This is a genomic window from Puerhibacterium puerhi (assembly GCF_009846865.1).
Classification (GTDB): Bacteria; Actinomycetota; Actinomycetes; order Actinomycetales; family Cellulomonadaceae; genus Puerhibacterium; species Puerhibacterium puerhi.
The window spans coordinates 350,169-364,742 of record NZ_WUWN01000001.1 but is presented as its reverse complement, the minus strand read 5'-3'; the positions used below and the strand labels follow the sequence as shown (position 1 = coordinate 364,742).

The following is a 14,574-nucleotide window of genomic DNA, read 5'->3' as shown; positions in this document are numbered from 1 at the left end:
GGGCGCCGTGCGTCCGTGGCGCTGGCCGTGCCCGGCCACGCCGTCGCCCGCGGCGCGGACCGGCCGCGGCGCGGCGGGCCCGCCCGGCCCGACGGCGGCGCCGTCCAGGTGCGCGTGGTCGTCGCGCAGGTCGCCGCGCTGCTGCGCTCCGGCGCACCGCCGGGCGCGGCCTGGTCGCGGGCCACCGGCGTGCCGGTCGACGGCGCGGGCGTGCCCGACGAGGAAGCGCTCGCCGCGGTGGTCGGCGGCCCGGAGCACGCGCGGTCGGTCGCCGCCGCCACCCGGCTCGCGCTCGAGGTCGGGGCGCCGCTGGGGCGGGTGCTCGAGGCGGTGTCCGACACGCTCGTCGCCGAGGCGGAGGCCCAGGCCGAGCGGGACGCCGCGCTCGCCGGGCCGCGCGCGACAGCGCGGGTGCTGCAGTGGCTGCCCGCCGCGGGCGCGCTGCTCGGCTGGGTCCTCGGCGCCGACCCGGTGGCGACCGCCACGGACGGCGGCGCGGGCAGCGCCGCCGTGGGGCTCGGGCTCGTGCTGCTCGCCGCCGGCCGGTGGTGGACGGGCCGCCTCGTGGCGGCGGCGCGCCGCGCAGGGGAGGTGTCGTCGTGACCGCGGCCGGGGCGGTCGTCGGGCTGCTGGTGCTCGCGGCGTGCGCGCCGTGGGCGGCGGCGGAGCGCGCCGCGCACCGGCGGTCCCGCGCCCTCGCCGCAGAGGTCCGCGCGCCCGTCGAGCCCCGCGGCCCCCGCGTCGACGTGCCCGTGGTGCTCGAGCTCCTCGGTGCCGCGCTGCGGGCCGGGGCCGGCGTCCCGCGGGCGCTGCAGACGGTCGGCGGTGCGGTGGGCGACGACGACGGCCGGTCGCTCGGGCGCGTCGCCGACGCGCTGCGCCTCGGCGCCCCGTGGGACGCCGCGTGGCGGGACGCCCCCGAGCGGCTCGGCACCGTGCACCGCGCACTGCGTCCCGCCTGGGTCGACGGCGCCGCTCCGGGCGAGTCGCTGCGCGCGGCGGGCGAGGAGCTGCGCCGGGAGCGCCGCAACGCCGCTCGTACCGCGGCGGCGCGGCTCGGCGTGCGGCTGGTCCTGCCGCTCGGCGCCTGCTACCTGCCGGCGTTCGTCCTCGTCGGGCTCGCCCCCGTGCTCCTCGCCCTCGGCATCGACCTGCTCTCCGGCTGAGCCCGGGAGCCCTCGGACCCCGCCGTGCCACGGCGGGCGCCGGGCGCGGCACCGCCGCGCCCGGCCGCACCACCAGCACGACCCGCCCGGCCGGGCCCCCGGTCGGGTCACACCCAGGAGCGACACCCAGGAGGAGACATGACCACGACCCTCATCGCCGCGGCGGACGCGCCCGACGGGCGCCCCGGCGGCACCCGCGCGCCCGAGGAGCCACAACCGGCCGACGCGGCGCCCGACACCCGCGACCCCGAGGCCGGGCTGGCCACCGCGGAGTACGCGATCGCCACGATCGCCGCCGTCGGCTTCGCGGGCCTGCTCGTCGCCGTGCTCAAGAGCGACACGGTGCGCGGGCTGCTCGAGAACATCGTCAGCACCGCCCTGTCGGTCGGCTGACGCCCGTGGGACGCCGGACGGACACCCGCCCCGCCGGGCGCGAGCGCGGCTCGGTGACCGCCGAGCTCGCGGTCGGGCTGCCGGTGGTGGTGCTGCTGCTCGTCGCGGTGCTCACCCTCGCGGCCGCGTCCACCGCGCAGATGCGCGCGCTGGACGCGGCCCGCGCGGGGGCGCGCGCGCTGGCGATCGGGGAGGACGACGCCGCGGTGCGGCAGACCGTGGCCCGGGTGGGCGGCGACGACGCGGCGGTGACCCTGCAGCGGGACGGCCCGTGGGTGGCGGTGACCGTGACGCGGCCGGTGGCCGGCGGCTGGCTCGCCTCGGCGCCGCTGCGCGCGAGCGGCAGCGCCACGGCGTGGGTCGAACCGTGACCACCCGGGGCGCGCCGGAGGGCGCCGAGCGCGGCGCCGGCACGGTGCTGCTGCTCGGCGTCGCCGCCGTCGTCGTGCTGCTGGCCCTCGCGGTCGCGGCGCTCGGCGCCGCGCAGCGGGCCCGGGGCGCGGCGCAGGCGGCCGCCGACCTCGGCGCGCTCGCCGCGGCCACCGCGCTGCGCGACGGCTACGACCCGTGCGGCACCGCCGCCGCTGCCGTGGGCCGCAACCACGCCGACCTCGTCGCGTGCGACGTCGAGGGCGCAGGCGTCGTGGCGGTCCGTGCCGCCCGCCCCGCCGTGGGCCCGGGCGGGTCGTGGGCGGGGGTGCTCGGCACCGCGGAGGCGCACGCTCGCGCCGGCCCGCGGCCCGGTGCTGTGCCCGGGACCGCACCCGACGACGCAGCAGCCGGCACCGCAGCACCCGGCAACGCAGCACCCGGCACCGCAGCACCCGGCACCGCACCGCCCGGGACGGCAGCCCCGACGGCGGTGGCCGGTGCGGTGCCGGGGCCTGCCGCACCGGCCTTCGCGGCCCCGCTCAGGTCCGAGGCGTCAGGACGGGTTGACCCGGAAGAGCTGGGCCCGCTCCTGGATGAGGCGGGCGCGCCCCAGGCGGGGCTTGTCGGACCCGTCGCGGATGACGCCGCCGGACGCCTCGAAGTCCGCGAGGAAGTCGAGGGCCCAGGCGACGTCCGCCGGGGACGGGCTGAAGCACTCGTTGACCACCGCCGGCTGCTCGAGGTCGAGGCACAGCTTGCCGGTCATGCCGAGCGCGACGGCGTCGGCCGACTGCTCGCGCACCAGCGGGTGGCTGGTGCCGACGGTCGGGCCGTCGATCGGGCCGGTGAGGCCGCCGATGCGCGAGGCGGTGACGAGGCGCGAGCGCGGGTAGGCCATGGCGAGCGGCTCGTTGGCGGCGCCGGTGTCACGGCGGTAGTCGCCGGAGCCGAAGGCCAGGCGGAAGACGCCGGGCGCGCGGGCGATCGACACGGCGTCCTCGATGCCGAGGGCGGACTCGACCAGCGCGATCACCGGCAGGTGCCCGCCGAGGCGCTGCACGGTGTCGATGACCTCGTCGGGGCTCTCGGTCTTGGCGAGCATCACGCCCACCAGGCCGGGCGCGTCGCGCAGCGCGGCGACGTCGTCGGCCCAGGCCGCCGAGCTGCGCTCGTTGATGCGCACCCAGGCGCGGCCGCCGGCCGCGAGCCACTCGAGCACCCCCTCGCGGGCGGAGTCCTTGAGGCTGTCGTCCACGGCGTCCTCGCAGTCGAGGATGACCTGGTCGGCGCGCGAGAGCTGCGCCGCGTCGAACAGGTCGGTCCGCAGGGCGGACAGCAGCAGCCAGGACCGGGCGTGGGCGGGGGCAACGCGGGCGTCCTCGCGGGAGCGGCGTCGCTCGTCGAGGGAGGTGTCGGTCGTCACCCCGCGACTCTACGAGCCCTGGGGCGCGTGGCTCAGCACCACGTCCAACAACGTCACCGCCCGCGCCTTGTCGAGGGGCGAGTTGTAGTTGCCGCACTTGGGCGACTGGACGCACGCAGGGCACCCGTGGTCGCACGGGCAGGCCGCGATGGCGTCCCGCGTGGCGCGCAGCCACGTGGCGCCCAGCTCGTAGCCGCGCTCGGCGAAGCCGGCACCGCCCGGGTAGGCGTCGTAGACGAACACGGTGGCCTGGCCGGTGTCGGCGTGCAGCGCCGTGGAGACCCCGCCCAGGTCCCACCGGTCGCACGTGGCCAGCAGCGGCAGCAGGCCGATCGAGGCGTGCTCGGCGGCGTGCAGCGCGCCGGGCACGACGTCCGGCGTCAGGCCCGCGGCCTCCAGGACGTCGTCGGGCACCGCCCACCACACCGCCGTCGTCGCGAGCGTGCGGCTCGGCAGGTCGAGCGCCTCGGTGCCGAGCACCTGCATGTCCGGCAGTCGGCGCCGCTCGAAGCTGACCACCTGGCTGGTGACCTCGACGGGTCCCAGCCCCCAGGTGATCGGCCCCCACGAGCGTTCGACCACCTCGCGCGAGCCCTCGGGCGCCTCGGCGGGCTCCTCGATCGCGATCTCCATGACCTCGCGCGACCAGGTGCCGTGGTCGACGTCGCGGCGCACCACGAGCGCCACCCGGTCGGTGAGGTCCAGGCGGTCGACGACGAACGTGACGCCCTGGTGGACGTACACGGCGCCGTCGTGCACCTGCCCGTCGGCGCTGCCGGCGTCCACGGTGCCGAGCAGGCGGCCCGTCGGCGCCTCGACCACCCGCACCGGCTGCCCGCCGCTGCCGCGCAGGTCGGCCAGGCCCGCCGCCGGCTGCGCGTGGGTCCAGTACCAGCCGGAGGGCCGCCGGCGCAGCAGGCCGCGCGCCACGAGCACGTCGAGCACCTCGCGGACCCTCGCCGGGTCGCCGAAGTCGGCGAGGTCGTCGCCGCGCAGCGGGATCTCCTGGGCAGCGGCGCACAGCTGCGGGGCGAGCACGTACGGGTTGGTCGGGTCGAAGACCGTCGCCTCGAGCGGGGCGTCGAACACCGCCTCGGGGTGGGTCACCAGGTACGTGTCGAGGGGATCCTCGCGGGCGACGAACGCCACCAGCCCGTCGGCGCCGGCCCGGCCGGCCCGCCCGGCCTGCTGCCACAGGGACATGCGGGTGCCGGGCCAGCCGGCGATGAGCACGGCGTCCAGCCCGGAGATGTCGACCCCGAGCTCGAGGGCGTTCGTGGTGGCCAGGCCGAGCAGGGCGCCCGTGCGCACCGCCTCCTCCAGCGCCCGCCGCTCCTCGGGCAGGTACCCGCCGCGGTAGGCCGCGACCCGGTGGCTGAGCTCGGTGGAGACCGGCCGCAGGTGGTCGCGAGCCTGCTGCGCCACCGACTCCGCCCCACGGCGCGAGCGCGTGAAGGCCAGCGTCCGGGCGCCGTGCGCGGCCAGGTCGGCCAGCAGGTCGGCGGCCTCCGCGGTGGCCGACCGGCGCGGGTGCTCCGCCGCGCCGTCCTCGGTGACCACGGCCGGGCCGTCGGACTCGACGTGCGCCGGGTCGAGCGGGTCCGGCAGCGCCCACGGGTCGTCGGCCGTCGCAGGCCGCTCGCCCTCGCCGGCAGCCGGGGACCGCTCGAAGGCGAACGTGTCGAGCTCCGGCGGCTGCCACAGCACCACGGTGCGCCGCCCGGCGGGCGAGGCGTCCTCGTCGACGGCGACGACCTCGTCCGGCGCCACGCCGAGCAGCCGAGCGGTGCTCGCGGCCGGGTCCGCCGTCGTCGCGCTGGCCACGACGAAGGTCAGCGGGCCGGGCGCGCCCACGGTGCCGAGGGGGCGGTCCGGGCCCGCACCGCCGGGAGTGGTGCCCGTGCCGCTCGTGCCGTTGTCGCCGCCCGCGCCCGCGGGGCCGCCGCGGGGCCGGTAGTGCGCCGCGAGGCGGGCCAGCCGCCGCAGCACCAGCGCCACGTGCGCGCCGAACACCCCGCGGTAGGTGTGCCCCTCGTCGACGACGACGTACCGCAGCCCGCGCAGGAACCGGGCCCACCGCCGGTGGCCCGGCAGCATCGAGAAGTGCAGGAAGTCCGGGTTGGTGAGCACCACGTCGGCGTGCTCGGTGACCCAGCGGCGCTCCTCGGCGGGGGTGTCGCCGTCGCACGTCGCGACCCGCAGGTCCCCGCCGCCGGGCCCGGCGGCCTCGCGCGTCGCGGCGACCACCCGCTGCAGGCCGGCGAGCTGGTCGGCCGCCAGCGCCTTGGTGGGCGACAGGTAGAGCACCGTCCCGCGGCGCTGCGGCGGCAGGTCGCGCCCGACGGCGGTCAGCGCGGGCAGCCAGAACGCGAGCGACTTGCCGGAGCCGGTCGACGTCGCCAGCGCCACGTGCCGGCCCGCCCACGCGGCGTCGGCCGCCCGGACCTGGTGCACCCACGGCCGCTCGACCCGGAGCGCGCGGTAGCCGTCGACCAGGGCGGGGTCGGCCCATCCCGGCCAGCCAGCCGTGCGACCCTCGCGGCCGGGCAGGGTGCGCACGTGGGTGAGCCGGTCGGCGCGCGCCCCGCCGGCGACCAGCACGTCGAGCAGCGGGTGCGCGGCGTCGTACGCCCCGGCGTCGACCGACGCGGGCGACGAGGAGGGACGCTGCGGCACCCCGCCATCCTCCCACCCGGGGGTGACGGCGGGGCTCCGGCGGTGCCCGCCGTCAGCCGCGCAGCACCTGCGCCATCGCCCGGCTCAGGTACCAGGGGTCCACCACCGCCGTCATCTCGCGCGCCGAGTGCATCGACAGGATCGGCACGCCGACGTCGACGGTGCGGATGCCCAGCCGCGTGGCGGTGATGGGGCCGATCGTCGAGCCGCAGGGGATGGAGTTGTTGGACACGAACTCCTGGCTCGGCACTCCCGCCGCCGCGCACGCCGCCTGCCAGCGGGCGGCGCCGTGGGCGTCGGTGGAGTAGCGCTGGTTGGCGTTGATCTTGAGGATCGGCCCGCCGCCCACGAGCGGGCGCACGGCCGGGTCGTGGCGCTCCGGGAAGTTGGGGTGCACGCCGTGGCCGACGTCCGAGCTCACGTGGAACGACGCGGCGAACGCGCGCGCCCGCTCCTCGGCCGACGCGCCGAGCGCGGCGGACACCCGCAGCAGCACGTCCTCGAGGAACGGCCCGGCGGCCCCCGAGCGCGACTCCGACCCGATCTCCTCGTGGTCGAACGCGGCGACCATGGCGACCGGGCCCGCTTCCGGAGCGCCGTCGGCGGCCAGGGCCAGCAGCGCCGTGGTCGCGGCGTGCGTCGACAGCAGGTTGTCCAGCCGGCCGGACGCCCACAGCGCCCGGTCGGCGCCGAAGGCACGCGGGGCCTGGGTGTCGGCCACGACGACGTCGTAGCCGAGCACCTGGTCGCGGTCGACGCCCGCGCCGTCGTCGGCGGTCGCCGCGAGGGCCGCGAGCAGGTCCGCGCCGTCGCCGAGCCCGGCGGCCAGGCCCCAGACGGGCTGGGTGTGCCGCTGCTTGTCCAGGGCGAGCCCGTCGTTCACCGACCGGTCGAGGTGGATCGCCAGCTGCGGGATGCGCAGGAACGGCCCGGTGCGCACCAGGTGCTCGACGCCGTCGGCGGTCACGACCCGGCCGGCGAGCTCCAGCTCGCGGTCGAGCCACGAGTTGAGCAGCGGGCCGCCGTAGACCTCGACGCCGGCCTGCGCGAACCCGGCAGCGCCCGTGGTCGGGTGCGGCTTGAGCTTGAAGCCGGGGGAGTCGGTGTGCGCCCCCACGACGGTGAAGGGGGTCGTGGCGCCTGCCGACGCCGGCACCACGAACGCGACGGCGGAGCCGTCCCGCACGACGACGTACCGGCCGCCCGGGACCACGTCCCAGGCGCCGGCCTCGTCCAGCCGGACGAAGCCCGCCGCCTCGGCGCGCCGCGCGATCTCGGCGGCGGCGTGGAACGACGACGGCGAGGCGGTGACGAAGGCGCCCAGGTCCTCGGCGTGGGCGCGGGCCTCGTCAGGCACAGGTCGGGCAGGCACGGAGACGGTAGGCATGGCCGCAGTCTTCCACGCGCCGTCCGGAGCGCCCGGCACCGCTGCCCGGGGCCCGCGGCGGGAGCCGGGTGGGCTCAGCGGCCCAGCACGAACGTCTGGATCGCGACGACAGCGGCGCCGCGCGCCCACTCGTGGAAGCCGGGTGACTGCACCACGACCGGCGGCGGTTCGGCCAGGGGGTCCACGCCGGCGCGCAGCTCGTCGGCGAGCACCCGCTGCGCCACCGAGGCCAGCCGTGCCCCCTCCCCGCCGAGCACGAGCACCTCGGGCAGCGCGATGTTGGTGACCGCGGCCAGCAGGCGCCCGAGCGCGCGGCCGGCGTCGTCCACCACCCGGCGGGGGACGGTGGCGCCGGCCGCAGCGGCGTCGAGCACCGCCTCGAAGGGCAGGGAGGCGCCCGTCGACGCGGCGACCTGCCGCTCGATCGACCAGGTCGTGAGCATCGCCTCCGCGCAGCCCCGGTGGCCCTGGGAGCAGACGGGCCCGCCCGGCTCGAGCGGGTGGTGCCCGATCAGCCCCAGGCCCGCATACGGGCCGGTCAGCAGCCGGTCGTGCGCCACCACGCCCAGGCCGACGCCAGCGCCCACGGTGACGACGGCGAACGCCTCGTGACCACGCCCCTCGCCGAACCAGTGCGTCGCCTCGGTCAGGGCCGCGACGTCGTTCGCGGCGACGACCGCGCGGCCGGTGCGCTCGGCGAGCATCCGCGTCAGCGGCACGTCGCTCCAGCCCAGGAACGGGGCGCGCCGCACCGTGCCGTCGGGCAGCACGTGCCCGCCCACGGAGACCCCGACCGCGGTGGCGGCGGGCGCGAGCGCGGTCAGCCGGTCGACGAGGTCGGCGACGTCGGCCGCCACCGCCTCGGGGGCGGCGTCCCGCAGCGGCGCCTGCGCGCGGGCGACGACGTCGGCCCGCAGGGTGGTGACCACGCCGTAGGCGGCGTCGCCCGTGATCTTCACCCCGACGAAGTGGTGGGAGTCGGCGACCACGTCGAGCGGCTGCGAGGGGCGGCCGGGACGGCGGTCCGCACCCGCGTCGTCGGCCTCCACCAGCAGTCCGGAGTCGAGCAGCGGTCGGGTCAGCCGGGTGAGGCTGCCCGGGCTCATCTCGACGCGGCGGGCGAGCTCCGCCCGGGAGAGCGGCCCGTGCAGCAGCACCTCGAGCGCGACGCGGTGGGCCTGCCCGGTCAACGGCACCCAGCCGGCTGGCCGTGTCGTGGTCATCAGCGTCGCTCCTCGGTCGGTGGCGCTCATTGTGCCCCGACGGCGCGCAGACCGGGCGACGGTAAGTTCTCGGGTGAAACAAAGGCCGCCCAGGAGCGCGGGCGGTCCCGCGTCGATCCGCCCGACCTGCGCACCCGACCACCTCTTGACGACAGAGTAAGTTCCGTGGCAGAAATAACGGCGACGACGACGTCCCCGACGAAGAGGTCATCGATGAGCACCACGCGGTCCACCGACGCCCGCACGGCCCCCTCCTTCGCCCACCTGCGCGCGGCCGGCGTCAGCCTGCTGCTCGACGTCTCCGGCCCGCGCCTGCCACGCGTGCTGCACTGGGGACGCGACCTCGGTCCCGTCGACGCCCAGGAGGTCGCGGAGCTGGCGACGGCGTCCGTCGTCCCCGTGATCTCCGGCACTCCCGACGCGCCGTACGTGCTGTCGCTGGTGCCCGAGCAGGCGGCGGGCTGGATGGCCACGCCCGGGGTCAGCGGGCACCGCGACGGCCGGGCCTGGTCCACGTCGTTCACCACGCGGACGGTGACGACCAGCGGCCCGACGAGCCGCGAGGACGGCACGCCGGTGGCCGACCGGCTCGTCGTCACGGCGCACGACGCCGACGCCGGCCTGGAGCTCGAGACGGTCGTGGAGATGTACCCCTCGGGCCTGGTGCGCACGTGCTCCACGCTCACCAACGCTGCCGACGGCCTCTTCACCGTCGCCGGGCTGGACACCGTGCTGCCGCTGCCGGCCGAGGCGGACGAGATCCTCGACTGGACCGGCCGGCACCTGCGCGAGCGCTCGCCGCAGCGCCACCCCTTCGTCGCCGGCACGCACCTGCGCGAGACCCGTCGCGCGCGCACCCACGACGGCACCCTGCTGCTCACCGCCGGACGCGCCGGATTCGGCCACCGCCGCGGCGAGGTGTGGGGGGTGCACGTGGGGTGGTCGGGCAACACCCGGACGTTCGCCGAGCAGGAGATGCCGAACGGGGCGCGGGTGCTCGGCGGCGGCGAGCTGCTGTTCCCCGGCGAGGTGCGCCTCGCCGCGGGGGAGTCCTACACCTCGCCCTGGCTCTACGCGTCCTACGGCGACGGGCTCGACGAGCTGTCGCACCGGTTCCACGCCTACCTGCGCTCGCGCCCGCAGCACCCCACCAGCCCGCGCAAGGCGCTGATCAACGTCTGGGAGGCGGTCTACTTCGACCACGACCTGGACCGGCTCACCGCGCTCGCCGACACGGCCGCGGCCGCCGGGATCGAGCGGTACGTGCTCGACGACGGCTGGTTCCGCCACCGCCGCGACGACACCGCCGGGCTCGGCGACTGGTACGTCGACGAGGACGTCTGGCCCCAAGGGCTGCACCCGCTGGCCGACCACGTCGTCGGGCTCGGGATGGAGCTCGGGCTGTGGTTCGAGCCGGAGATGGTCAACCCGGACTCCGACCTCGCCCGCGCCCACCCCGACTGGGTCATGCGCTCGGGCGACCGCACGCCGGTGGCCTCGCGCAACCAGCAGGTGCTCGACCTCGCCAACCCCGAGGCGTGGGCGTACGTCTACGAGCGCGTGCACGCGATCCTCGAGGAGTACCCCATCGGGTTCGTGAAGTGGGACCACAACCGCGACCTCATCGAGGCGGGCCACCCCACCACGGGCACGGCCGGGGTGCACGACCAGACGCTCGCCACCTACCGCCTGCTCGACGCGCTGCGCGCCGCGCACCCGGACGTGGAGTTCGAGAGCTGCTCGGGCGGCGGCGGCCGCGCGGACCTGGGGATCCTCGAGCGCACCGACCGCATCTGGGCCTCCGACTGCATCGACGCCCTCGAGCGGCAGACCATCGAGGCGGGCACGGGCATGATCGTGCCGCCCGAGATGATGGGCTCCCACATCGGCTCGCCCCGCTCGCACACCACCGGCCGCCACCACGAGCTGGGTTTCCGCGGCGCGACCGCGTTCTTCGGCCACCTCGGCGTCGAGTGGGACGTCACCCGCGCGAGCGAGGAGGAGCGGACGGAGCTCGCCCGCTGGGTCGCCGCCTACAAGCAGCACCGCGACCTGCTCCACCACGGGGTCGTGGTCCGGGCCGACCACCCGGACCCGGCGCTGCGGGTCCACGGGGTCGTCGCCGCCGACGGCGCCGAGGCGGTCTTCGCCGTCGTGCAGCTCACGACGAGCGTCGCCGCCCCGCCCGGGCGGGTGCGGCTGCCCGGCCTGGACCCGCGGCGCACGTACGAGGTGCGGCCGCTGGCGCCGGGCGACGACATCACGCCCCGGGCCGACGGCGTCGCCGCCCCGGCGTGGTGGAAGGACGGCGTGCGGCTGCGCGGCACGGTGCTCGACGCCGTCGGCCTCCAGGCCCCGAACCAGCACCCGGAGCGCTCCGTGCTGCTGCACGTGCGCGCCGTCGGCTGACCGTCCCGCCCGGCGGTCCGCGAGGCGGACCGCCGGGCGCACCGCGGGCGACGACGCCCGCCTCCCGGGCACCGTCGCCCGGCCCCTCGCAACGACGCGACTGGAGGCACTCCATGACAGCTCTGCCAGCCGGCCCCCGCGCCCGCCGGGGCGGGCGCCCCGGCGGGCGGCCCGCCCGGCGCCCCGACGGCGAGGGGCCCCGGCGCGGCGACCTGCGCGCCGCCCTGGTCTTCCTGCTGCCGGCGACGATCGGCTTCGTCGTCTTCTACCTGGTGCCCGCCGTCCGCGGCGCCTGGTTCTCGCTCACGGACTACTCCGTGCTGGCGCCGCCGCGCTTCGTGGGTCTCGAGAACTACGACCGGCTCGTGCACGACCCGCTGTTCTGGAACGCCATGGGCGTGACGGCCACCTACGTGGTCATCAACATCGGCCTGCAGACCGTCGTCGCGATCGGGCTCGCGGTGCTCATGCAGCGGCTCACGCGGTCGGTGCTGGTGCGCGGCGCCGTGCTGCTGCCCTACTTCGTCGCCAACGTCGTCGTGGCCCTCGTCTGGTTCTTCATGCTCGACTACCAGATGGGCGTGGTGAACGTGCTGCTGCAGAAGGTCGGGGTGGACCCGCAGGCGTTCTTCGGCGACCCGACGCTCGCGCTGCCCACCATCGCCCTCATCAACGTCTGGCGGCACATGGGCTACACGGCGCTGCTCATTTTCGCGGGCCTGCAGGCGATCTCGCCCCAGGTGTACGAGGCGGCCGAGCTGGACGGCGCGGGCGCGTGGCGCCAGTTCCGCTCCGTGACGCTGCCGCTGCTGCGCCCGGTGCTGGCCCTCGTGCTCGTGGTGACGATCACTGGCTCGTTCCAGATCTTCGACACGGTCGCCGTGACCACCGCGGGCGGCCCGATCGACGCCACCCGCGTCATCTACCTGTACATCTACGACCTCGCCTTCGGTCAGCTCGACTTCGGGTACGCCTCCGCGCTGTCCGTCGTGCTGTTCGTCGTGCTGCTCGGGATCGCGCTGCTGCAGCTGCGCCTGACCCGGGCGAACGAGTCGGACGCGAGCTGAAAGGGGCCGACCATGTCGACGACGACGTCCACCCTCCCGGCCCGGGTGCCGGGCCGGCGTGCCGGCGCCCAGCGCCCGGCGTCCGCCGCCGCACGCGGCCCCCGCTCCCGCCGTCCGCGCGCCGGTCGCGTGCTCGGCTGGCTCGTGATGGCGGTGGTCCTGCTGGTGACGCTGTTCCCGTTCTACTGGATGCTGCGCACCGCGTTCTCCACGAACGCCGAGCTCGCGGCCCAGGCCGACAACCTGGGCCCGGCCGGCTTCACGCTCGACGCCTTCCGCCGGGTCTTCGGCCTGACGACGCTGGAGGAGTCCCTCGCGCAGGGCGGCGCCGGCGGGCGCATCAACTTCTGGCTCTACCTGCGCAACTCGGTGGTCGTGGCGACCGCGACCACCGTGGGCCAGGTGTTCTTCTCGGCCATGGCGGCGTACGCGTTCGCCCGGCTGCGCTGGCGGGGACGCGACACGACGTTCGCCGTGTTCCTCTCCGCGCTCATGGTCCCGGGGATCTTCACCGCCATCCCGAACTTCGTGCTGATCAAGGAGCTCGGGCTGCTCAACACGTTCCCCGGGCTCGTGCTGCCGACGTTCTTCATGACCCCGTTCGCGGTGTTCTTCCTGCGCCAGTTCTTCCTGGGCATCCCGCGCGAGGTCGAGGAGGCGGCGATGATCGACGGCGCCGGCCGCGCCCGCACGTTCCTGCGCGTGATCCTGCCGATGAGCGCGGCGCCGATCACCACGCTCGCCGTCCTGACCTACATCCAGGCGTGGAACGAGTACTTCTGGCCGCTGCTGGTCGGGCAGTCCGACGACGTGCGCGTGCTCACCGTGGCGCTCGGCATCTTCCGCTCCCAGACGCCGCAGGGCAGCCCCGACTGGGCCGGGCTGATGGCCGCGACGCTCGTGGCCGCCCTGCCCATCGTCCTGCTGTTCCTCGCCCTCGGGCGGCGCATCGTCAACTCCATCGGCTTCTCCGGCATCAAGTGAGGTGGTCACCATGAGGACGACCGTGAGGACGACCGTGAGGACGACCATGAGGGGGACGCGCCGCCGCCGCGCGACCGCCGCGGTCCTGGCGGCCGCGGCCGCCGCGGCGCTCGCGGGCTGCGCGTCACCGGCCGCCGTCGGGGACGACACCGTGACGCTGACCTACTGGATGTGGGACGCCAACCAGCTGCCCGGGTACCAGGCGTGCGCCAGCGACTTCGAGGCCGAGAACCCGGGCATCCGCATCAACATCGAGCAGTACGGGTGGGACGACTACTGGACCCAGCTCACGGCCCGCATGGTGGCCGAGAGCGCCCCGGACGTGTTCGTCGACCACTCCCAGCAGTTCGGCAAGTACGTGGGGTACGGGCAGATCCTCGACATCTCCGACCGCGTCGAGGACTCCGGCATCGACACCTCCCAGTACCAGGACGGGCTCATCGACCTGTGGCGCGGCCAGGACGGCGGCCTGTACGGGCTGCCCAAGGACTGGGACACCGTCGGCCTGTACTACAACGCCGACATGCTGGCCGAGGCCGGCTACGCGCCCGAGGACCTGTGGGAGCTGGAGTGGAACCCCCGGGACGGCGGCTCGTTCGAGCAGTTCGTCGCGCGCATGACGGTGGACCGCAACGGGGTGCGCGGGGACGAACCGGGCTTCGACAAGGAGCACGTCGCCGTCTACGGGCTCGGCTACAACGAGTCGGGCGGCGGGTTCGGGCAGGTGCAGTGGTCGCCGTTCGCGCTCAGCAACGGCTGGGACTACGCCGACCGCAACCCGTGGCCCACCCGGTTCGGCTACGGCGACCCCGCGTTCGTCGAGACGATCGACTGGTGGCGCTCGCTGATCGACAAGGGCTACATGCCCCCGCTGTCGGTCGCGACGTCGGGCGTGGGCGCCCAGGAGTCGCTCGGCGCGGGCGCGTACGCGACCCTCGTCGAGGGCTCGTGGAACGCACGGGCGATCAGCGAGCTCGGTGGTGCCTCCTTCGGCGTGGCCCCGACGCCGGTCGGCCCCGACGGGCAGCGCGGCACGGTGTTCAACGGGCTGTCCGACGCGATCTACGCCGGCACGCCCCACCCCGACGAGGCGTGGGCCTGGGTGCGGTACCTGGCGAGCCCGGACTGCCAGCTGCGCGTCGCGCAGGAGGCGCGGGTGTTCCCGGCGATCAAGGAGGCCACCGACCGCGCCGTCGAGGCCTTCACGGCGCGGGGCATCGACGCGGAGGCGTTCTTCGTCCAGGTCGAGGAGGGCTCGACGACGCTGTCCCCCGTGACCGACCGGTGGGCCGAGCTGCAGACGATCATGCAGCCGGCCGTGGACGCCGTCGTGGCGTTCCGCGCGGAGCCCGAGTCCCTGGGACGCGCGAACGAACGCGTCGACGCGCTGTTCGCCGACGGGTCCTGATCATGGCCGGCGCCCGCGGGGGTCTCGCGGGCGCCGGCCGCCGCCGGGAGCGCGTCGGTCCGGTCC

12 protein-coding genes and 1 pseudogene are annotated in these 14,574 nt (G+C 76.4%); 9 read left to right on the top strand and 4 right to left on the bottom strand.

The genetic code is table 11. The annotated features are described in order from the left end of the window. The 5 genes and pseudogenes from GSF02_RS01690 to GSF02_RS18965 form a co-directional block, all read left to right on the top strand. Window positions 1–603 (top strand): type II secretion system F family protein (locus tag GSF02_RS01690; protein WP_235915293.1); only part of this gene is annotated, 603 nt, incomplete at its 5' end. Next, window positions 600–1,166 carry a type II secretion system F family protein gene (locus GSF02_RS01685; protein ID WP_235915292.1) on the top strand — a complete coding sequence of 189 codons (567 nt, stop codon included), beginning with the start codon at window positions 600–602 and terminating at the stop codon, window positions 1,164–1,166. The genes GSF02_RS01690 and GSF02_RS01685, both read left to right, overlap by 4 nt. Before the next feature lie 138 nt (window positions 1,167–1,304). Then, window positions 1,305–1,559: a DUF4244 domain-containing protein gene (locus tag GSF02_RS01680; protein WP_159792062.1), complete on the top strand. Its 255-nt coding sequence runs from the start codon at window positions 1,305–1,307 to the stop codon at window positions 1,557–1,559. 5 nt (window positions 1,560–1,564) lie between these two features. Beyond that, on the top strand, window positions 1,565–1,930 hold the full coding sequence (locus GSF02_RS01675) for a TadE family type IV pilus minor pilin (RefSeq protein WP_159792060.1): 366 nt from the start codon (window positions 1,565–1,567) through the stop codon (window positions 1,928–1,930). After that, window positions 1,831–2,283: pseudogene (locus GSF02_RS18965) on the top strand (Rv3654c family TadE-like protein); the annotation flags it as partial. The gene GSF02_RS01675 and the pseudogene GSF02_RS18965, both read left to right, overlap by 100 nt. A gap of 201 nt (window positions 2,284–2,484) precedes the next feature. Here GSF02_RS18965 and GSF02_RS01665 read toward each other — a convergent pair. The 4 genes from GSF02_RS01665 to GSF02_RS01650 form a co-directional block, all read right to left on the bottom strand. Then, window positions 2,485–3,354 carry an HpcH/HpaI aldolase/citrate lyase family protein gene (locus GSF02_RS01665; RefSeq protein WP_159792058.1) on the bottom strand — a complete coding sequence of 290 codons (870 nt, stop codon included), beginning with the start codon at window positions 3,352–3,354 and terminating at the stop codon, window positions 2,485–2,487. Between the two features lie 9 nt (window positions 3,355–3,363). After that, window positions 3,364–5,955 (bottom strand): DEAD/DEAH box helicase, encoded by a 2,592-nt coding sequence (locus GSF02_RS01660; RefSeq protein ID WP_159792136.1) that lies wholly within the window; start codon window positions 5,953–5,955, stop codon window positions 3,364–3,366. A gap of 127 nt (window positions 5,956–6,082) precedes the next feature. Continuing rightward, complete coding sequence (locus GSF02_RS01655) at window positions 6,083–7,417, bottom strand: M18 family aminopeptidase (protein WP_159792056.1); 1,335 nt, start codon at window positions 7,415–7,417, stop codon at window positions 6,083–6,085. Window positions 7,418–7,491: 74 nt separating this feature from the next. Further along, window positions 7,492–8,640 carry an ROK family transcriptional regulator gene (locus GSF02_RS01650; RefSeq protein WP_159792054.1) on the bottom strand — a complete coding sequence of 383 codons (1,149 nt, stop codon included), beginning with the start codon at window positions 8,638–8,640 and terminating at the stop codon, window positions 7,492–7,494. A gap of 213 nt (window positions 8,641–8,853) precedes the next feature. On the opposite strand from GSF02_RS01650, the gene GSF02_RS01645 reads away from it, so the two are divergent. From GSF02_RS01645 to GSF02_RS01630, 4 genes are all read left to right on the top strand, one after another. Further along, window positions 8,854–11,049: an alpha-galactosidase gene (locus GSF02_RS01645; protein WP_159792052.1), complete on the top strand. Its 2,196-nt coding sequence runs from the start codon at window positions 8,854–8,856 to the stop codon at window positions 11,047–11,049. A 113-nt stretch (window positions 11,050–11,162) separates the two neighbouring features. Then, window positions 11,163–12,116, top strand: a complete 954-nt coding sequence (locus GSF02_RS01640; protein WP_159792050.1) for a carbohydrate ABC transporter permease — start codon at window positions 11,163–11,165, stop codon at window positions 12,114–12,116. Between the two features lie 12 nt (window positions 12,117–12,128). After that, window positions 12,129–13,100 (top strand): carbohydrate ABC transporter permease, encoded by a 972-nt coding sequence (locus GSF02_RS01635; protein WP_159792048.1) that lies wholly within the window; start codon window positions 12,129–12,131, stop codon window positions 13,098–13,100. 46 nt (window positions 13,101–13,146) lie between these two features. After that, window positions 13,147–14,508: an ABC transporter substrate-binding protein gene (locus tag GSF02_RS01630; protein WP_159792046.1), complete on the top strand. Its 1,362-nt coding sequence runs from the start codon at window positions 13,147–13,149 to the stop codon at window positions 14,506–14,508. Window positions 14,509–14,574: the final 66 nt, after the last annotated feature.